The organism is Larkinella rosea (genome assembly GCF_003858635.1).
Classification (GTDB): domain Bacteria; phylum Bacteroidota; class Bacteroidia; order Cytophagales; family Spirosomataceae; genus Larkinella; species Larkinella rosea.
The window spans coordinates 798,733-818,914 of the sequence record NZ_RQJO01000007.1 but is presented as its reverse complement, the minus strand read 5'-3'; the positions used below and the strand labels follow the sequence as shown (position 1 = coordinate 818,914).

The 20,182-nt window shown below is 49.6% G+C and carries 18 protein-coding genes; 9 read left to right on the top strand and 9 right to left on the bottom strand.

Annotated features, from left to right (window positions below; translation table 11 throughout):
- Positions 1-60 precede the first annotated feature (60 nt).
- The 5 genes from EHT25_RS03685 to EHT25_RS03665 all read right to left on the bottom strand — a co-directional run bounded on the left by EHT25_RS03685 (position 61) and on the right by EHT25_RS03665 (position 6,292).
- Positions 61-831, bottom strand: coding sequence for a 3-ketoacyl-ACP reductase (locus tag EHT25_RS03685; protein ID WP_124870822.1), 771 nt, complete (start codon positions 829-831; stop codon positions 61-63).
- A gap of 3 nt (positions 832-834) precedes the next feature.
- Positions 835-1,980, bottom strand: coding sequence for a Gfo/Idh/MocA family protein (locus EHT25_RS03680; protein ID WP_185731275.1), 1,146 nt, complete (start codon positions 1,978-1,980; stop codon positions 835-837).
- Between the two features lie 60 nt (positions 1,981-2,040).
- Complete coding sequence (locus EHT25_RS03675) at positions 2,041-2,898, bottom strand: sugar phosphate isomerase/epimerase family protein (protein ID WP_124870819.1); 858 nt, start codon at positions 2,896-2,898, stop codon at positions 2,041-2,043.
- On the bottom strand, positions 2,895-4,277 hold the full coding sequence (locus tag EHT25_RS03670) for a glycoside hydrolase family 88 protein (RefSeq protein ID WP_124870816.1): 1,383 nt from the start codon (positions 4,275-4,277) through the stop codon (positions 2,895-2,897). The genes EHT25_RS03675 and EHT25_RS03670 overlap by 4 nt, the downstream gene beginning before the upstream one ends.
- A gap of 116 nt (positions 4,278-4,393) precedes the next feature.
- Complete coding sequence (locus tag EHT25_RS03665) at positions 4,394-6,292, bottom strand: AAA domain-containing protein (RefSeq protein WP_124870813.1); 1,899 nt, start codon at positions 6,290-6,292, stop codon at positions 4,394-4,396.
- A gap of 175 nt (positions 6,293-6,467) precedes the next feature.
- Here EHT25_RS03665 and EHT25_RS03660 point away from each other — a divergent pair, with 175 nt between their 5' ends.
- Together EHT25_RS03660 and EHT25_RS03655 are read left to right on the top strand one after the other, a co-directional pair.
- Positions 6,468-9,128 (top strand): vWA domain-containing protein, encoded by a 2,661-nt coding sequence (locus EHT25_RS03660; RefSeq protein ID WP_124870811.1) that lies wholly within the window; start codon positions 6,468-6,470, stop codon positions 9,126-9,128.
- A gap of 74 nt (positions 9,129-9,202) precedes the next feature.
- Entirely contained in the window at positions 9,203-11,149 is a 1,947-nt protein-coding gene (locus EHT25_RS03655) for a C1 family peptidase (protein ID WP_124870808.1), read from the top strand.
- Positions 11,150-11,363: 214 nt separating this feature from the next.
- On the opposite strand, the gene EHT25_RS03650 is transcribed toward EHT25_RS03655, so the two are convergent.
- A complete protein-coding gene (locus EHT25_RS03650) occupies positions 11,364-11,792 on the bottom strand; it encodes a YopX family protein (RefSeq protein ID WP_124870805.1) in 429 nt (142 codons plus the stop codon).
- Positions 11,793-12,009: 217 nt separating this feature from the next.
- Between EHT25_RS03650 and EHT25_RS03645 the strand changes: the two genes are divergently transcribed.
- A complete protein-coding gene (locus EHT25_RS03645; protein WP_124870802.1) occupies positions 12,010-12,195 on the top strand; it encodes a hypothetical protein in 186 nt (61 codons plus the stop codon).
- A gap of 4 nt (positions 12,196-12,199) precedes the next feature.
- Here the strand turns inward: EHT25_RS03645 and EHT25_RS03640 are convergent, their stop codons facing one another.
- Positions 12,200-12,994 carry an NIPSNAP family protein gene (locus tag EHT25_RS03640; RefSeq protein WP_124870798.1) on the bottom strand — a complete coding sequence of 265 codons (795 nt, stop codon included), beginning with the start codon at positions 12,992-12,994 and terminating at the stop codon, positions 12,200-12,202.
- 183 nt (positions 12,995-13,177) lie between these two features.
- Here EHT25_RS03640 and EHT25_RS03635 point away from each other — a divergent pair, with 183 nt between their 5' ends.
- The gene (locus tag EHT25_RS03635) at positions 13,178-14,272 is read left to right on the top strand and encodes a type I restriction endonuclease (protein ID WP_124870795.1); all 1,095 of its coding nucleotides are present in this window, start codon (positions 13,178-13,180) and stop codon (positions 14,270-14,272) included.
- Between the two features lie 71 nt (positions 14,273-14,343).
- Here the strand turns inward: EHT25_RS03635 and EHT25_RS32575 are convergent, their stop codons facing one another.
- Positions 14,344-14,580 (bottom strand): hypothetical protein, encoded by a 237-nt coding sequence (locus EHT25_RS32575; protein ID WP_124870792.1) that lies wholly within the window; start codon positions 14,578-14,580, stop codon positions 14,344-14,346.
- A gap of 18 nt (positions 14,581-14,598) precedes the next feature.
- Here EHT25_RS32575 and trxB point away from each other — a divergent pair, with 18 nt between their 5' ends.
- The 5 genes from trxB (at position 14,599) to EHT25_RS03605 (ending at position 19,375) form a co-directional block, all read left to right on the top strand.
- On the top strand, positions 14,599-15,552 hold the full coding sequence (gene trxB, locus EHT25_RS03625; RefSeq protein WP_124870789.1) for a thioredoxin-disulfide reductase: 954 nt from the start codon (positions 14,599-14,601) through the stop codon (positions 15,550-15,552).
- A gap of 114 nt (positions 15,553-15,666) precedes the next feature.
- Positions 15,667-16,740 (top strand): peptidoglycan DD-metalloendopeptidase family protein, encoded by a 1,074-nt coding sequence (locus EHT25_RS03620; RefSeq protein ID WP_124870786.1) that lies wholly within the window; start codon positions 15,667-15,669, stop codon positions 16,738-16,740.
- Between the two features lie 76 nt (positions 16,741-16,816).
- Positions 16,817-17,551 (top strand): bacillithiol biosynthesis deacetylase BshB1, encoded by a 735-nt coding sequence (gene bshB1 / locus EHT25_RS03615; protein ID WP_124870784.1) that lies wholly within the window; start codon positions 16,817-16,819, stop codon positions 17,549-17,551.
- Between the two features lie 256 nt (positions 17,552-17,807).
- The gene (locus EHT25_RS03610) at positions 17,808-18,752 is read left to right on the top strand and encodes a DUF2167 domain-containing protein (RefSeq protein WP_124870781.1); all 945 of its coding nucleotides are present in this window, start codon (positions 17,808-17,810) and stop codon (positions 18,750-18,752) included.
- Positions 18,753-18,772: 20 nt separating this feature from the next.
- Positions 18,773-19,375, top strand: a complete 603-nt coding sequence (locus EHT25_RS03605; protein ID WP_185731273.1) for a rhomboid family intramembrane serine protease — start codon at positions 18,773-18,775, stop codon at positions 19,373-19,375.
- 71 nt (positions 19,376-19,446) lie between these two features.
- On the opposite strand, the gene pdxH is transcribed toward EHT25_RS03605, so the two are convergent.
- Complete coding sequence (pdxH, locus tag EHT25_RS03600; RefSeq protein WP_124870775.1) at positions 19,447-20,088, bottom strand: pyridoxamine 5'-phosphate oxidase; 642 nt, start codon at positions 20,086-20,088, stop codon at positions 19,447-19,449.
- Between the last annotated feature and the right edge of the window lie 94 nt (positions 20,089-20,182).

Genomic DNA, 20,182 nt, shown 5'->3' with positions numbered 1-20,182 from the left:
GAGAAAAAACCTCTGCTTAACTCCTTTTTTCCCCGCTTAACTCTGCGAAACAACTCTTTTTTACAATCTAGGCAATGTCAAGCCGCCGTCGACCATGATGACTTGTCCGGTTGAATATGGAAAATCGCCCCGCGCGAGCGCGGCAACCGCCCGGCCCACATCGTCGGGAAAACCCCAGCGTTTCTGGACGGTCAGCCCTTCCTCGATCAGTTTATCGTATTTTCCGATCACCCCCGACGTCATATCGGTGCGGATGATACCCGGACGAACTTCAAACACCGGTATGTCGAATTCACCCAGCCGGGCGGCAAACAACTGCGTTGCCATGCTCAAACCGGCTTTTGCCACGCAATATTCACCCCGATTGACCGAAATAACCGTGGCCGAAATGGACGACACATTGATAATCGAGCCCGTAAACTCGGGCGAATCCGTCTTTTGCTGAACCATCCAGTTCGCGGCTGCCTGTGTCAGAAAGTAAGCGCCCTGCAAGTTGGTGCCCACTACGTGTTCAAAACTTTCCTCCGTGGCTTCCAGAATATCACGTCTTTCTTTCGGCGCGACCCCCGCGTTATTTACTAATACGTTCAACCGACCAAAATGGGCCTTGATTTGCTCCATCATTCGGGCACGATCGTCGCGCGAGGCAATATCGCCCTGGCAATAGATCACGTCAGCGCCCCCTTCCCGCAAACCGGCCAATGCATCTTCGACGGCTTCCTTCGGACGCACGCCGTTGATGGCCAGATCAAAACCGGCCTTGGCCAGGTGTTCCGCAATTCCGTATCCAATTCCCCGACTACCGCCGGTTATAAACGCTACTTTTCTCATTTTTTACAATTCAGGAACATCGACCCAGCAGCGTTTTTCCCAGCTTTCAATTCCTAATTCGGCCAGTTGAACACCTTTGGCACCTTCCCGCAAATCCCACGGAAACGGCTCATCCTTCACGACATGCTTCAAAAACAATTCCCACTGAACCTTGAACGCGTTCTCGGCCAATTCCTGCTCCGGCACTTTTGCCCAGCCTTCAAAAAACTTGATCGGCTGCTCGATGTCGGGGTTCCAGACCGGTTTGGGCGTGTTGCCGTAGTGCTGAATGTAACACTCCCGCAAACCCGCCACTGCCGAGCCTTTCGTGCCGTCCACGTGCAACGTCAGCAGGTCGTCCCGCCGAACGCGCGTGGTCCACGACGAGTTGAACTGAGCCACGACTCCACCTTCCAATTCGAAGGTCGCGTAGGCCGCATCATCGGCGGTTGCAACGTACGGTTTTCCCTGCTCGTCGATGCGTTCGGGAATGTGCGTCGCGCCCAGACAAGATACGGATTTTACTTTACCAAACACATTGTCAAGCACATACCGCCAGTGGCATAGCATGTCCACGATAATTCCGCCGTCGTCTTCCTTGCGGTAATTCCACGAGGGCCGCTGTGCCGGAATGGAATGCCCTTCAAACACCCAATAGCCAAATTCACCCCGGACCGACAGAATTTTACCAAAGAAATCGTTCTGAATCAGGCGTTTCAGTTTCAGCAAACCGGGTAGCCAGAGTTTATCCTGTACAACGCCGTTTTTCAAACCGGCCGCTTTGCAAAGTTCGTACAGTTCCAGTGCGACTTCCGTACTCACAGCCGTCGGTTTTTCGCAGTACACGTGTTTGCCGGCGGCAACGGCTTTCCGGACACCTTCGGCCCGGCGACCCGTCGTCTGGGCGTCGAAATAAATGATGTTATGGGGATCAGCGAGGGCTTCGTCGACGTTGGTCGTCATTTTCTGAACGCCCGAAAGCTGACACAGTTTTTCCAGTTTATTGACATCGCGGCCCACCAGAATCGGATCCGGCATGATCACTTCGTCGGCTCCGACCCGCACGCCCCCCTGTTTGATAATGGCAGCAATGGAACGCAGCAGGTGTTGATTGGTACCCATCCGGCCGGTTACGCCGTTCATGATGATACCGATTTTGTGTTCTTTCACTATACTGAATGGTTAGATGGTTTTGATGGTTAAAAATGGCCGGATGATTAAAGGGTTGTTTTACGAATGGTATAAATAACCGTGTTTGATTTTTTCCAGAAACTCCGCCTGATCTTCAGCCCAATAGCGATTCGAAAAAATTTCGACTTCGTTAAAACCGCTAAAACCGGCGGCTTCAACCCAGCTCCGAATCTGGCGGACGTTGATGCAGCCTTCGCCCATCAGTCCGCGGTCGTTGAGCAGATCGAGCGTTGGCGTTTTCCAGTCACAAATGTGAAAAGCATACAAATGACCATTTTTACCGCAGCGCGCGATTTCCTTTTCCAGATCGGGATCCCACCACAAATGGTAGACATCGACAGCAATGCCCACAAACGGCGAATTCAGTTCCTCCGCCATGTCATTCGCCTGACCTAACGTATTGACAGCCGAGCGGTTATCGGCGTACATCGGATGTAAAGGTTCAATGGCTAGCCGGACGCCACTGGCTTCGGCGTGCGGCAGTAATTCGGCAATGCCATCGCGGATTTGTTTGCGCGATTCGACCAGCGGTTGCCCCGGGGCGGCTCCGCAAACCAGCACCACGTGGGGCGCTCCGAGCTCGGCAGCTTCATCGATGGCCCGTCGGTTATCGTCAATCGCGGCCTGTCGTCCGGCAGCTTCCAGATGCGGAAAAAAACCACCCCGACACAGGGACACAATACTCAGGTTATGATCGCGCAGCAACTGACCGGTTTGGTGGATGTTGCGATTGGTGAGCGCATCGCGCCAGACCGTAATGCCGCCAATACCGCTCCGGGCAAAATGCTCAGCGGCTTCCTCCACCGACCAGGGTTTGGTCGTAATCGTATGAACGCACAATTTGGAAAAGTCCCGGAACGACGGTTCCGGCGCTTCGGATTGCGGGTTTTCGATCATGACAGCGCTCCGAAGAAGGTGTAATACGTTTCGTTGTTCAGCGTCCGCTGGAGATACAGCGCCACTTCGCGGGCGTGGTAATCGCCCCACATGCTCGATTCACCGTAGGGAATTTTGCTGCCTTCCGGCACATAATCCCAGCCGTTCGGCCGGTGATAGATCGAATGCAGAATCAATCCCTGGTGGTTGGGGTCGGTGCTCAGATACGGTTCTTTAAACAGGGAATCTAACACCGTTAATCCCGCTTGCCAGTATTTCTGACCGGTTTCGGTTTCGCCTTTTTCGTTCAGATAGTTACCCAGTCGAAGCAGTCCCTGCGCGCCAATGGCGGCCGCCGAACTGTCAACCGGCTCGAAATCATTGTACGGATCGGCAGGTCGGTCGAGGTAATTGCCCATGTGCGCCAGACCCGGAGCGCCGGTGTCCCAATACGGAATGCCGTCGATCGGTGTGTGTTCAATGTAGAAATCGCAGGTGGCTTTTCCGGCTTTCAGCATAAACGCTTCCACCGCTTCGCGCCCGCCATACGGTTGCAAATCCACGTCATCCAGAACGGTCAGGTACTCCAGTTGTTCGGCAAAACCGCACATCGCCCAGGCCAGTCCGCGCGTCCAGGTCGTGAAACCGGTGTAGCCCTGCTGCGAGTTGGGACAACGGAAATTGCCGTCTTTGGTATTGAAAACGCTTTCGTGCGCCGTCCGGCCCCAGATGTCGTAGATGTCGCGCCCTTCGCCGTAAAAAACCGAGTAGTCGGCGGTGGCTTTCATATGCTGCAACGCTCGATCCAGCAGGTTGATTTTCAGATCACCTTCGCCCTGAAAAACGTGACCGAGGCTGTGGCTCAGTACCACCGCCCGGCACGAACGGATCGTATCCACAAAGAGCGAATGCGGCCCATTGAACGAATGAATAAAGCCGCCGGTCTTAACGGACGTCCAGCGGCTGGCCTGCACGGCTCCCGAAATTTTGAGAGCGAGTTCGTAGAAATTCTTCTCCCACTCATCAAACGCCACTTTGCCTTCGCGCATGAGTCGCAGCAAATTACCGTAGGTACTGACGTTGTTGAAACCGTGGTCGTGAACGCCAATGTGGCTGATGTGAGGAGCCATCGCGTGCAGCGTTTTTTCCCGGCCCATTTCGAGAAACGTCGAATCGCCGGTGGCGTCGAATTGCAGGATGGCTGAGCCATATTGAAAGCCCTGAGTCCATTCGGTCCAGCCGCGGGTGGTGTACTGGCCCTGCGCCGTAAAAACCGGTGAGCCTTTGGCGGCATCGTATTGGGCGTCGATCTGGTTGATTTTTTGGGCGGATAAATCCCAGAACTGGTTAAGTCGGGTGGAAAAGTCAGCCGGTTGAAGGGCGTTGTTAATTTGAATCATTGTTCGGATACAAAAACGAAGGAAGTCGGTTGAATTACCGGTAAAAGACAAAACCGGTGTTTACATACCGGTTTTTGCCAAAAAATAAGTTGCTGACGGTTGGTTGATAAGGTGCATCAAAGCCATTCCCAGGCACTTTGATAGGCGTTGTGTTGCTCGGCATACGTAATAAAATCGGCGTAGAATGGCAGACTGGCCAGCGTCGCGCTATCCCCGACCACGACGAGTTTCTTGCGGGCGCGGGTCATGGCCACGTTCATCCGGCGAATGTCGGCCAGAAAACCGATCTCCTGTTGATCATTGCTCCGCGTCATGGAAATATAGACGATGTCGCGCTCCTGCCCCTGAAAACTATCGATGGTGTTGACCGAGATTTTGGGAAGATATGGCTGCAAGTCCGGCGCATGGAGCAGTTGTTCATTCAAAACCGCCAGTTGCTGTTTGTAAGGCGAAATAACCGCAATGGTCGGAAAATCCGAAGGTGAATAATACGGCCTGAGTTCGGTCACAACCTGGGTTAAGTGTTTGATTAACAGGCTGGCTTCTTCCGGATTGGTGGAACTGGTGCCTTCCAGCTTTTCCTCAAAACCGCAGCCCGCCGTGTCGATGAAATGCAACGCACGATCGCCCGGAAACAACTCATGCGTGGCCACCGATGCATGGGCTTTGAGCTGGCTTCCGTAAAAGACCTTCGACGAATAGCCCATGATCCGCTCGTGCATGCGGTATTGTTCGTCCAGCAGACTTACGGCTTCCGGATGAAGCAAAACACATTTTTCCAGCAAGGTCGTACTCAGACCTTTCCGGGCGGCTTCGGCCGACTTGATGGTGGGCGCAAGCTGGCAATGATCACCCGCCAGAACCAATTTCTGCGCTTTCAGGATCGGAATCCAGCAGGCCGGTTCCAGCGCCTGCCCGGCTTCGTCGATCACCACCGTGTGAAACGTCAGGTTCCGAATCATGTACTGGTTGGACCCTACCAGCGTGGCCGTGATTACCTGCGCTTTCGCCACCAGGTCGTCGATGATGTATTGTTCGGTATTGCCTACGTCTTTCAGAATCCGGTGCGCTTCGTCAAACAGGGCTTTTCGCTGGTCGCGTTCGGCTTTGCCAAAGTTCCGTTTGTACTTGTGCGCCATGTTTCGGAATTCGTTGGCCTGTTTTTTCAGCTTTTTGGCTTCTTTCATCAGGTGGTGATCGGCCATTTTCTGATCCAGCGTCAATGCCGTCAGCCGCTCTGAAACGCGGGCCGGATTGCCCACCCGCAGCACATTTAGTCCCTCCTCGTGCAGTTTTTCGCTCAACAGATCGACGGCAGTATTGCTGGGCGCAACCACCAGTATCTTCTGATGCTCCTGCTTGATCAGCGTTTTGATGGCCTGGACCAGCGTCGTGGTTTTACCGGTTCCGGGCGGACCATGCACAATGGCAAGTTCATTGGCAGCCCGGATTTTTTCCACCGCCCGGTTTTGGCTGTCGTTCAGTCGCGGATTATGGATTGGGGGCAGGTTGGGGTGAAAAGTCGGTGATCTCTGCCCCGTTAAAATGCCGACCAGACGGTTTTGCGGATTTTCGGCAAGCGCGTTAGCCTGTTTCACCGCATCCTGCATCTCGTCATAACTTTTGTCATCAAAAAGCATTTCCACGCCCAGCTTGCCATCCCGCGACCAGTCGGGCAGTTCGTCGGTCAGCAGCGTGATTTTCAGGCGGTTTCCGCTCTGGTGCGTGATCGTGCCTTCCACCCGATCTTTTTGCGGATCGTGGTTACTGAAAAACAAAGCAGGCATACCCGCCCGGAGTTGGTGAGACAGATCGTGATGCGTCGTGCGCTCCACCTCGACGGTCAGGTAATCGCCCCGGCTCATTTCCGAACCTCGAATGGCGATCGGGTACCAGGTCAGACCGTTGGCCCGGCGTTCGGCAATGGAAGTGGTTTCGGTGAGTCTGCGGTACTGATTCCGGTCTTCTTCACGTTCAATTTTGAGTAAATCGAGCAGGTTTTTGAAATAATCCATGGACAAAGGTAATGGATTGAAACGGGATGGGCGGTTTTTCGTAAACGGTATCGTTACCTTCCACGAAAGGTTCGAACTTGCAGCTTAATTCATTCGTATAGAAGTCCTTATCCACACTTTCAGGAACTGATTGCAGATTTTGACGGAACATGATCCGTTCGTACAACAAACCCCTATGAACACTACTTTCCTTTTAGCCATCCTTTTTGTCGCAGCTTACAGTTCGGCGTATTCCCAGCAGGAACCGCCCCAACAATCACTCAATCAATACGTTGCCTTTCTGAACCAGTCGGTCGATGTGGTTTTTGACCGGTTTCAGGTGTTGCAGTCGTATTATGCCTCCACCAGGCAGTTTCGCAGTAACGCAACGGTTTTGCTACGGCTTCCCTCATCGGGACCGCTGGAGGAATATTATTACAAAAAAGCCCTGGCAACTGCCCACTCGGGTCTGAGTTCGAAGGAAATCCAGCAATTGAACGAAGAAACCCAGGCGCTCTGGCAATTGCTGGAAACCTTCGACCAATCGGGAAAATCACTGGAAACTTACGTTCGGCTGAACGATTACCAGCGCGACGGATTGAAAAAATCAGACGCACTGCTGGCCGAGATGCAGAAGCAGCTGGGTCAGATCAGCCGAAAACGGGATGCTTTTTACCGCCAGATTCAACGGATTTACCGACAGCACCAGCCTTATGACGCCACTAATCCGTACCTGCGCATGGAGCGCGACATGGTGCAGATTCTGAACCGGGAAAAACAGACGCTGGCGTCCTGGCCGTATACGCTCAACGAAGAAAACCGGTCGGACTGGCCGGTGGACAGCATTCGGGAAAGCATGTTGAAAGATGCCGAACTGCTGGCCGGATTTAATGCTGCGGCTACCGGAATCGACTATCCCGCTTCGAGTATGGTGGGTTCGTTCAAAAATGCCCTGCAATCCATTATGGATTTGAAACAGAACGCCGTCAATGACGACACATTTGCGGCCCGGCAATCGGCGAAACACGGCAATGCGGTTTATCTGAACCTGATCAATCATTATAACAATGACTTACTGGCGTTTTACCATGAATTTGTCAACTACAGCAAGTCGGCGAAACAGTTACTGGATTTCCCCCGGTTTTGCCCGGTTTTTGTTTTGGAATCAACGGCAGTCAGCCCGCCGAAAACCGCTCGTACCCAACCGTTTAAGGACATTCCTCGAATTGAATTTCAAATAAAACCGTCGGCGACACCGGCTTCTGACGCTACCTTCCACGCCCTGAATGCTTATATCGACTTCATCAACGAATCGCTGCGGCAGATGAATCACCTCCAGATTCAGGTTCGCAACTACCAATCGTCGGCGGAATATTACCGAAATCCAGACCCTAACCGTCGGCGCGGTCCATTGACGTATTTCCATTCTGACTACAAAATCCCGGCGGCCGACTACCCGCTTTTGCTCAGTGGAAGTAAGTCGATCCCGGATATTTATCGGACAGCCATTAATTCCCAGGCGGAGGTATTAATGAACATCCTCAGGGAAATGGACGGGCTGAGTATTGAGTTGATTAATTACACGCAGGAAAAACACTACGAACAGGATGGTTTGCAACGATCCGACGAAATCCTGGACCGTTACGCGCGCTTGTTTGACCTATTCGACCAGAAAAAGGAGAATCTGTACGCAGATATCCGTCGGATTCACGAAAGTTACAAACCGGTCAATCCCACGAGTTCCTGGATTGTTTCCGGGCAGGAACTGATCAAAGCCATCGACAATAGCAAAGCGGTTTTGTTCGCCGTTCGGTCGTTTTACAAAGAAGAAACCACGCAATTACCAGAAACCGAAAAACTCGAAGCGAACCGGCGATCGCTCATTACGGATGAATACAAAAACCTGAAAGGATTGACGCGCTACGGTCGCAGCAACGGCCTTTGTCCGTATTCACCCTACGAAGATCTGGCCGAAAATACCGGGCGGTTTGCCGTAAAAGCGCAGAATCTAAAACCGGCCACGCCCTACGGGTCGCATCCGTACGAATCGTTCTATTTTTTCTACAACAACGAATTGGTTTATCAGTACAATAAATTCAGTGAGCTGGCCAAAGCCGGGGTTCTGAAAACGATCATGGAACCCAACCTGTTCGCTTTTCAGCGACTCAACAGGCCCAAACCGGGACGTCTGGTGGTTGAAAAACCGGAACCACACGCTCCGGAATCGGTGGTTTCGGTTCCGGAGAAAACCGAACCGATTCGCTCCATACCGGCCAATCCAGCACCCAAAGAAGCCGCTCCGACGCTGGACGGTTTTGCCACCAACCACCTGGTTTTATTGCTGGATGTATCCGCTTCGATGGATTCGCCCTACAAGATGCCGTTATTGAAAAAATCCATCAAATCGTTACTCCCCTTGCTGCGGACCGAAGATCAGGTTTCGATTGTCGTGTATTCGGGAAAAGCCAAAGTGGTATTGCCGCCGACTTCCGGTTCAAAGACCGCCGAGATTACCCAGGCCATCGATCAACTTCGCTCAACGGGCGAAACCGACGGGAATGACGGGATACGAACGGCTTACAAACTGGCCGACAAACACTTCATTCCGTCGGGAAATAACCGCATCATTCTGGCCACCGACGGTGAATTTCCAATCAGTGATTCGGTCTATGAACTTGTCGGACAAGCCGCCCGTAAAGAGATCAATCTTACAGTGTTAACCTTCAGCCGTAATGAGATTAATTCGGCGAATTTACGAAGGCTAGCCACCTTAGGGGAAGGGAGTTACGAGCATGTTACTGAATCAAAAGCTCAGTTACAAATGATTCTGGAAGCGCAGGCGAAAAAGAAACCGTAAAACCGCATTTCCCGGCCCATTTAATCACCCGAGTCACCCTATTTTCAAACCATATTCCTAACTCGTAACGACCGATGGCTACCTCCCCAACCACAACTCCGCGTGAATTCAACGCACGACCCGATTCGCTTGATTTCCGCGATAAGATATACGTACCCAACCTCTATGAGGTCCCCACCCGGATCGATCTGGAGGAATACAAATATTGGAAAGTTCCAATTCTGGATCAGGGTCAGGAAGGAGCCTGTACCGGTTTTGGGCTGGCTACGGTGGCTAATTACCTCCTCCGTCGTCGGAAAGTGGTGTCCGATCCGAATAAAGTAAGTCCGCGAATGCTCTACGAAATGGCCCGGCGGTACGACGAATGGCCGGGCGAAGAGTACAGCGGTTCGAGCGCGCGGGGCGCGATGAAAGGCTGGCACAAACACGGCATATGCGGAGACGATTGCTGGCCTTATGAACCGTCGGCAAAAAATGAACGTCTGACCGAAAAACGAACCAGCGATGCACGAAAACGGCCTTTGGGAGCGTATTACCGCGTGAATCACAAGGACCTGGTTGCCATGCACACGGCCATGGCAGAAGTAGGAATCTTGTACGCAACGGCGACCGTTCACGCTGGCTGGCAGACTGTGAAAGAAGACGGCGTTATCGAATTTAACGAAGAAGTATTGGGGGGCCACGCATTCGCAATTGTCGCGTATGATGAGAACGGTTTCTGGATTCAGAATTCCTGGAGCGAAACCTGGGGCAAAGACGGTTTTGGGTTGATTTCGTACGACGACTGGCTGGTGAACGGAACGGACGTTTGGGTAGCCCGGCTGGGAGCCCCGGTTATGCTGTCGAAACCGCAATCCATTGCCATTAGCAATTCGGCAACTTCCGGAAAGTCGAATGCGTACGCGTTTTCCGAGCTTCGTCCGCACCTCATCAGCATCGGTAACGATGGGAAACTAAACGGTGGCGGCAGCTTTGGCACGTCGGCCGAAGAGGTTGAAACCATTTTCATGGAAGATTTTCGCGAGAAAACCGCTAACTGGTCCCGAAAACGGCTGTTGCTGTACGCGCACGGTGGTTTAGTGGGTGAAGATGCCGCCGTTCAGCGCCTGGCCGATTACCGTCCGGCTTTGCTGGATGCGCAGGTTTATCCGGTTTCGTTCATCTGGCATACCGATTTCTGGACAACCACGACCAATATTCTACAGGATGCACTGAAACGCCGACGGCCGGAGGGCATTCTGGACGCCAGCAAGGATTTCATGCTGGACCGGCTCGATGACGCCCTGGAACCGGTCGCCCGACTGCTGATGGGAAAAATGCAGTGGGACGAAATGAAGGAAAATGGACTCATGGCGACCCATAAAGCGAACGGTGGGGCACGGATTGCGTTGAAATACATTGCCGAACTGGCCAATGATCCGAAGGTCGAAATCCACGTGGTCGGACATAGCGCCGGTAGCATTTTTCACGCGCCACTCATCCAGGCCATCACCTCCGAGCTGAAATTGAAGATCGAATCCTGCACATTGTGGGCCCCGGCCTGCACCGTCAAGCTCTTCAAGGAAGCCTACTTACCGGCCATTAACAGCAAGAAGATCAACCGGTTTGCCTTGTATACCCTCACCGATGAAGCGGAGCAGGACGACAATTGCTCGAAAGTTTACAACAAATCCCTACTGTATCTGGTATCGAATGCGTTTGAAAATAAACCCCGGATCCCGTTGTTCCGCGATGGAGAGCCAATCCTGGGCATGGCCAAATTCATTGCCAAAGACCCCGAATTAGTCAAACTCTTCAAGTCGAAAAATGCGGATTGGGTTCAGTCGCCCAACAACGAATCAAAAGATCCGAAAAGCAAGTCGACTTCACGTCACCACGGGGATTTTGACGATGACCGATCGACCGTCGAATCTACGCTGGCCCGCATCCTCGACACCACCAAACCGGACGTCAATGCGGAACTGATCTTCACCCGCTCTGCGTCATCGAACCTTGAAAAACGGCAGCAATTGATGAAGTAAAACCGCTTAGCTGTGCCGGTTTTGATGTAGAAAAGAGCGTAACGATACCTCTACGGACTAAAAACCGGACGGTTTTCACACGAGATACCATTTATACTCCCGCGCCAGAAAGGCGTCGGAAGTATAAATGGTATCCTGTTGGCATAATCAACATGCCGGAAAAGGACAAAAAATGGTGTGGATAACAAAACGCCCTTAAAAAATTCTATTGTAGTCAGGCTGCCTGCGACAAAAACCGCTGCTCGAGCAATTGGGGGTGTTCAAACCGGTTTCCCAACACCCGCAACTGACGGGCGTGCAGCGCACTGAGGGAAAAAGCCGGAAACTCACCGGTTCCCAGCGGTTGAAACAATGCGTATCCGCAGCGGTGATTCGACCAGCCAATTTCGAAAATTCGCCCATCCCACTCCACCAGATCGTTTTCGTATAGTAAAATGCCCTGCCGATCTGACTGCCCGATGGTGCGCATCAGCCGCCAGGCAAAGCTGGTTTGCTGCATCTCCTCGTAACAAGGCGGTACCTGACTAACAAGCGCAATGGCCTCTTGAAGCCAGATGGTCAAATAGGGTTCTGGGGCCATGGGCAGCCCGGCCATGTAAAGCATTTTCTGGCCGTCCCAAATGCGAGATTGGATGGGTTGCATCGTCCGTCGTTATAATTTAGTTATGCTATATTTACTAGCAAATATATGTCATAAAAACGAAATTATGAAACCAAAAATGACTTACTTGTATCACTTTTAAGACTTTTAGTTAACGGTTTTTGCAGATCAGTAAGATTATACTGAAAATATACCACAAAAATGCGCTAAAAGACAGAAGTGACTTAGTTAGGTGCAATTCACGAATCGAATCCGGCCGATGATTTACTTACTTACCTTCCTGACCGTATCGTATGTCGTTATCGGGAGCATTCTTTTTTATAAAGCCCGTCAGGAAAAAGGCAAAACCGCCTATCGGGTATACACCTACATTCAATCAGCTATGTTTTTCACGGCCGCTTTACTTTTCTCGGCTTTACTGATGTATTTGAGCACCCAGCTATAGCGGGTTAAATTTGGGAAAAAGCGGTGGGAATCAGGAACGTACGGACGATGTTGGAGACGATCCGGGCGTTGGTGTATTCGGGAATGGCACTGATTTTTTTCCATTCGGGATCACTGCCAAATGCTTTCCAGTTCAGGTCGTGCTCCTCCATGTTGTCGAATGTCAGCATGTACGTCAGATTCGGGCGCTGGGGACCGATCAGCGTTTCGCCGAAAAAAACCGGGGTGAGGCCGACCCGCTTGAAAATGGCGATTTCCCCCCCCTCGTTAAACATCTCGATTTTCTTTTTTCCGGCGGTTTCGTTGTGGCTTTCGTAGCGACGCAGTTCAAAAATACGCGGTTTTTTCTCCGGCGCTTCCAGCTTTGGCATATACGCAAATGACTTCAACAGCGAGCTTTCAATGCGCTCATAGGCCGGTTCCGTCGCCGGAGCATTCAAATAATCCGCGGCCGCTTGCTGGTAAGCCGAATCCCGGGCTAAAGTGTCCGGCAGTTTAAAATAATCGTCGAGCGATTGAAACGGAATAACGGCAACCAGTTTGGTGAAGCCTTGCGCAAGATACTCGGTAAAAACACCAATCGTTTTGCTACCCAACCGATTGAGTGCCGGAATCAGGGCGTTTTGAAAATAGTTCTCAACCAGTTTCTGCTGTTTGCCATTCTTTAACGTATAAATCCGCAATTCATAAAATTCGGATGGCCCGCTTTGCTGTCCACTTTCCGACGGGTTTACGGAAGGCAGAAAACCGGTAGCTGTACCAGCAAGCAGGGAAGCCTGAACAAATTTGCGTCTTTTCATAAGAGTTGATTTCGATCCAATTAGGTTTTCAATTTGACCAAAGGAAGGTTCTATTCCATTCTACCCCAATCCTCTTAAGGTCTCCCCTTTCATTATTTATTACCGATTACCAAAAAACATATTAATATTGTACTTATTAAATTTATAATTAGACTCGTCCAATAAACCTATCTTTTAAACTCTATGGATTTTAAAGACACCATCAAAAAAATTGGTGAACGCATCAGTCGGTTAAAGGATTCGATTCAAACTGAGGAAGCCACCAAAACCGCTTTGATTCTTCCCTTTCTCAATGCATTGGGCTACGATGTATTCGACCCACATGAAGTTTCTCCCGAGTTTATTAGTGACATTGGTACTAAAAAAGGGGAAAAAGTTGACTACGCTATAATGAAGGACGGGCAACCGATAATTCTGATTGAATGCAAGCACCATAACCAGAGCCTAACCTTACACGACAATCAACTCCTTCGATATTTCCACGTCACAAAAGCCCGGTTTGGCATTCTGACCAATGGAGTAATCTATCGGTTCTATACTGATTTGATAGAAACGAATAAAATGGACCAAAAGCCATTTCTGGAAATCAATTTGACCGATCCGAAAGATGCTCAAATTGAGGAACTGAAGAAATTTCATAAATCATATTTTGATGTAGAGTCCATTCTCTCGACCGCAAGTGAGCTAAAATACATGGGTGAACTAAAACCGCTAATTGCGCAGGAAATGGCCGACCCATCCGACGCATTGGTTCGTTACATTGCAAAGCAGGTTTACCCGGGATTGCTCCACGCTAAAATGTTCGATTACTTTAAAGCATTGATTAAGAAGGGCTTTCAACAAATCATTTCCGATCAGATAACCGACCGTCTAAAATCTGCACTTACTATTGAAGAGCAGCAGGATTTGCCATCCACTGCGCCAACCAGTGCTCCTGAGCCGGCAATCGAAACGAAGAAGGAACCAAACATAGTAACCACGGCAGAGGAAATGGAATCCTACTATATTGTTCGGGCCATATTACGATCAACGATCGATGGTGAGCGAATTTTCCATCGTGATGCTCAATCGTATTTTGCGATTCTGCTGGACGATAATAATAGAAAACCGCTGTGTCGAATGTACATGAATAGCCAGAAGAAATACATAGCCTTTCTGGATGAATCCCGGAAGGAGGTAAAATATGAAATTCAGTCTCTGAATAACATTTACGATTACAGTGATCATCTCCTCAAGTCTTTAACTTTAATTGAAGGCGGAAAACCGGGAAAGGATTAAAGAACCACTGATTTTCTCGAAGAAAATACTAGCCCACGACTAAAACCGTGGGCTTATTGATTTTTTCACCATCAACTTAATTTTCCATTAAAAACCGCCCAATCTGGCTGATGGGTTTCCGGTAAAACGAACGAAGAAAAGGCAATTCCAGACCAATTTACTGCTAATTTCTGTGTCGAATTTTCATTATTCAATGTAAATTGTTCATTATCTCCCAACTTGGTTTCGCCGGGAATTTTTTGCACCTTTGCGCTTGTTTTTTCAGTGTCTGGCCCGGTTTTTCCTTCAGAGCCACCCCGATTAAACACTCTATTTTTTGTCAGCTAATGACCACTGAACACGTTAATTGCCTTATTATTGGTTCCGGTCCGGCCGGATATACAGCCGCTATTTATGCTTCCCGGGCGGGGATGAAGCCCGTTCTTTACCAGGGAATGCAACCGGGCGGTCAACTCACGATTACCAACGAAGTAGATAATTTCCCCGGCTATCCGGAAGGCGTCCACGGTCAACAACTGATGGTGGATTTGGAACAACAGGCCCGCCGGTTTGGTACCGATATTCGCTACGGTGTGGTAACCGCCGTCGATTTTTCCGGTTCCATTCACAAAGCAACCGTTGACGAACAGCAGGAGATCAGTGCGAATGTCGTCATCATCTCAACCGGGGCATCGGCCAAATGGCTGGGGCTGCCGTCGGAAATGCGTCTTAACGGTCTGGGCGTTTCGGCCTGCGCGGTTTGTGACGGTTTTTTCTTTCGTGGCAAGGATGTTGCTATCGTTGGAGCAGGTGATACCGCGGCTGAAGAAGCCAGTTACCTCGCCAACCTGTGCCGGAAAGTGTACATGATTGTTCGCCGGGGCGAAATGCGGGCGTCGAAATTTATGCAGAACCGCGTAAAATCGCTGCCAAACATTGAAATCCTGTGGAACAGCGAAACGGAAGAGGTGCTGGGTGAAGACGAAGTAACCGGAGCGCTGATCAAAAATACGGTAACGGGCGAAAAACGCGTTATTGATGTTTCCGGCTTTTTTGTTGCCATTGGTCACGAGCCCAATACGGCTATTTTCAAACCGTACGTTGAAATGGATGAAACCGGGTATATCATTACCGAAAAAGGCAGCAGCCGGACCAATGTTCCGGGTGTTTTTGCCTGCGGAGATGCCCAGGATAACATTTACCGCCAGGCCATTACGGCGGCCGGTACGGGTTGTATGGCTGCACTGGATGCCGAGCGGTATCTAGCCATGAAAGAAGTTGAAATGCACGCGGAAGCGTAAATGATATACAATTTGTAACCACCACAAAGGGAGTTGTGACGATTGACGATTGACCATCGACAATGGTCAATCGTCAATCGTCACAACTCCCTTTGTCAAACTTTATCCCCAAGGATGAGAAAACTGGCAGTCTGGTGGCTGTTCGCCAGCGTTTGCTGTTTGGCAAGCGTATCGACCGTAGAAGCGCAGGAACGAGGTAAATTCAAGAAAAACCTGAGCATCAAGCCAAAGAAATCAGAGAAAGAGAATCCAAACTTCCCAACGCAGACCCCGACCCAGGAACCGGATGAGGAATTTGAGCAGGAGCCTTCCAATCTGCGTTTTAACAATCAGTTTGAACCCAAAAAAGAAGTAAATCCCGTCGTCGCGGAGGATACTTCCACCATCGATGAAGGTGAACCCGCCGTTGTCGAATACATTGACTCCGTTCAGGTTGGGGACGACTGGGTAAAAATTGCGGACTATTTTGCCATCTGGGACCCTCACAACGTCGATCCCTACGGCATCGACCCGCTCCAATTCGACGAAGTCATTGACCTCAAATTATACGATCCAACCCAAAACCGGTTCTGGTCAGCTCCTACGGTCGATGGTAAAATAACCTCCATGTTCGGCCCCCGCTGGGGACGGTGGCACAAGGGAATGGACCTTGACCTCGAAACCGGCGACCCGGTTTATGCCGCCTTCGACGGCATTGTGCGGGTTTCGGGCTGGGACGGTGGCGGTTTTGGACGCTACATTCTTCTTCGTCATTACAACGGTCTGGAAACCGTATACGGCCACTTATCCAAAGCGCTGGTCGAATCCGGTCAGCTCATCAAAGCCGGTGACCAGATTGGGTTGGGTGGCAGCACCGGCCGCAGTTCAGGCTCACACCTCCACTTCGAAACCCGGTATGAAGGCAATCCGTTTAGCCCAACATTCGTCTACGATTTCCCGACCAATTCGCTGATCTCCGACCATTTTATTCTGACGGCATCCGTCTGGGATTATTTGCGGGGAAAAAATGTCAATCTGTCCGGTTTTAAACCCCGTTTCAAACGAACCGTTCTGCACCGCGTTCGTTCGGGCGAAACCCTGACGAGCATTGCCCGGCGCTACGGTTTATCGGCCTCGACGCTCGCCCGGAAAAACCACCTGTCAACCCGCTCGCGGATTCGACCGGGACAGAAGTTGAGAGTCCATTAATGCCGTTTAAAAATTAAGGGTTGAAGTGAATCGGCGTTTAGCAAACGTTCACTTTAGGTTTACTGATTTCTTCGAAATGAAACTTGATCTGCTCGTAATTGCCGTCCATCCCGACGATGCCGAACTAGGCTGTGCCGGAACGATTCTTTCACTGGTTGCGCAGGGTAAAAAAGTCGGTATTGTCGACCTGACGCGTGGCGAGTTAGGCACCCGGGGAACCCCCGAAATCCGCTTGCAGGAAGCCGAAGACGCGGCCCGGATTCTGGGTTTGTCGGCCCGCGAAAACATGAATTTCCGGGACGGTTTTTTCCGCAACGACGAAGAACATCAAAAGGCCCTGATTGTGGCCATCCGAAAATACCAGCCCGAAATTGTAATTACCAACGCAATTTACGACCGCCATCCCGATCACGGACGGGCGTCGGAGCTGGTCGTTGACGCGTGTTTTTACTCTGGATTACGGCAAATCAAAACCGTCGACAACCTGGGCGTCGACGCTACCCGAAACGACCAGGCAGCCTGGCGGCCCAAAATCGTTTACCACTTGATTCAGGATCGCTATATCAAACCGGATTTTATCGTCGACATCACCGATTTTTACGATAAAAAACAGGAATCATTGCTGGCATACAAGAGTCAATTTTATGATCCAAAAAGCAATGAACCCATGAGTTACATTGCCAGCCAGGAATTTATGGAGTTTCTGCGCGCCCGCGCCGAAGAGTTCGGCCACGTCATCGGCGTCAAATACGGCGAAGGATTCACCGTGGACCGGACGATTGGCGTGACGGATTTATTTGCTTTGAAATAAGCTCTCCAACATCCATTTTAAAATACTCGTTAACCCTGGCTCGTTGCCGGGGTTTTTCGTTCCTATGTTACCTTTTTGACACTTAATAATGTTACTGTCTTTAGCGGTTCGAATACTTAAATTTTTTCAAAAAATATTTCAATAATTCAACCTATTATAAAAAACATTCTGATTAATTTCGCAAATCATTTTTATACGCGTTTTACCGAATTAACTGCTTTTAGTAGATATCTTACCAATTAATTAAATTTCAATTATGAAGAAACCTATCCTTAGTATTTTTCTGTTGCTATTTTTCGCGGTCTCCTCTTTTTCTCAAAAAATCGATACTACATCTTCAGAGCAATTTAATAAGCTTAAGGAGGTACTGGAAAAGGATAAACAAATTCCATATCAAACTGGGAGTGTCGATTTAAATTCTGAAATAAAACTCTCAATTCCCAAAGGGTACAAGTTAATGCCCCAGAAAGACGCCGAATATGTCGTCTATGATTTATGGGGGAATCCTCGCCAGGAAGGGTTAATGGGTATGTTAGTAAAAGATGACTACTCGATCGTAAATCCGGCAGCCTGGGCTTTTATCATTACGTATGAAAAATCGGGATATGTCAAGGACGAAGACGCAGACGAGATCGATTACGACGAAATGATGAAAGAAATGCATTCAAGTGAGGCTGATGAAAACGAAGCCCGAGCCAAGCAGGGGTATTCTACCGTTCATGTTATAGGATGGGCCGCCAAACCTTACTATGATAAAAAAAATAATATCCTTCACTGGGCTAAATCGCTGGCATTCGGCGGATCAGCCGATACGACGCTCAACTACGATGTAAGAATTTTGGGACGAAAAGGCGTGTTAAGTTTAAATGCGGTTGGTACAATTGACCAATTGAAAGATATAACCGAACACGTGTCTGATATTATACATATTGCCAAATTCAAAGATGGTAGTAAATACACTGATTTTAACCCAGATATCGATCAAGTGGCTGCTTATTCCATCGGCGGACTGGTGGCTGGCAAATTATTGGCAAAAGCCGGAATACTGGCGCTACTGTTAAAAAACATCAAATTAATTGCGCTTGGTTTAATTGCAGTATTCGGCAAATTCGGAAGAAAAATAATTGGATTTTTCTCGAGGGATAAAACCGATGAACCACAAGCTGAAACCGATACAGCATCGGAAAACGCAGTTAGTTAAACCGCCTTAATCCCATTAAGTTGATAACGTTAGGGCTTATTGCTACAAACATTATTTTATCGTTATACTGTTTTTCAAATATCGAGGGGTTTGAGAAACTGTTTTTTGTGCCGAATAAAATAAAGGGAGATCATTCACAGAACTATCGCTTCATTACCCACGGATTTATCCATGCCGATGCAGGTCATTTGCTATTTAACATGATCACCCTTTATTTTTTTGGCAGAGAAGTTGAAGGCGGTATTCTGCCGTCATTCGAATTTATTCTATTTTACCTGCTGGCGATTGTATTTTCCTGTTTGCCCGCCTATCAGAAACAAAAAAATAATCCAGATTATAAAGCCGTAGGAGCCAGTGGAGCCGTTTCTGCCGTCATGTTTGTTTTAGTTCTGTACGCACCTTGGTCAGTAATCTATTTAAAGTTTATTATTCCCGTCTACTTTATCCTGTTTGCAACTGGCTACCTGATCTATTCATCGTACCAAAGCAACTATGGAGAAGACAATGTTGCACATGATGTTCATTTGTGGGGCATGTTGTTTGGAATTGCCTATATGTTTCTTTTACACCCAGCCAGTTTGCGAACCTTTATTAATAGAGTGACAGACGCCCCGTTCTTTTAATAAACGTCAGCCTGTAAGAATTATGAAGCTGATGAATCTGATTATTCATTGTTAATTGTTCATTCACCTAATTACGGTGCCAGCCGCTCAACGACCCAGTTCTCCCCTGTTTTTCGGTAAAGTACCCGGTCGTGCAAGCGGCTAGGTCGCCCCTGCCAGAACTCAATGCGGTCGGGAATGAGTAAATAACCGCCCCAGTTGGGTGGCCGGGGAATCGGTCGGTTTTCGTATTCATTTTCCAGGTCCCGCTGGCGGCTTTCCAGAACCGCCCGGTTTTCGATGGCCTGACTCTGATGCGATACCCAGGCACCAATCTGGCTGCCGCGCGGACGAACTTGAAAATAGGCGTCGGATTCTTCGGAGGACACTTTTTGAATGACGCCTTCAATCCGAATCTGACGTTCCAGTTCCGGATAGAAAAAAGTCAGCGCGGCAAATGGGTCGGCGGCCAGTTCTGTTCCTTTTCGGCTTTGGTAATTGGTAAAAAATGAAAAACCGCTTTCATCAAATCCTTTCAGAAGGACAATTCGGCCGGAGGGGCGGTTTTCCGGGCCAACTGTAGCCAGGTGCATCGCATTGGGTTCCGGAACCCCGGCCGTCAACGCTTCGGTGAACCAGCGACGGAATTGATCGAACGGATTTATTGAAACATCCGAAGGGTCCAAACCGTTAAGGGTGTACTCTTTTCGGAGGTCGGCCAGATGAGATAACATAGGTATACGCGATTCGAACCGTTGATGCAGTTTAGCAAAAATTAATAATCCGCTTTTTTTCGTACTTTTGCAAAAGTAACGATTCTCAAAATCG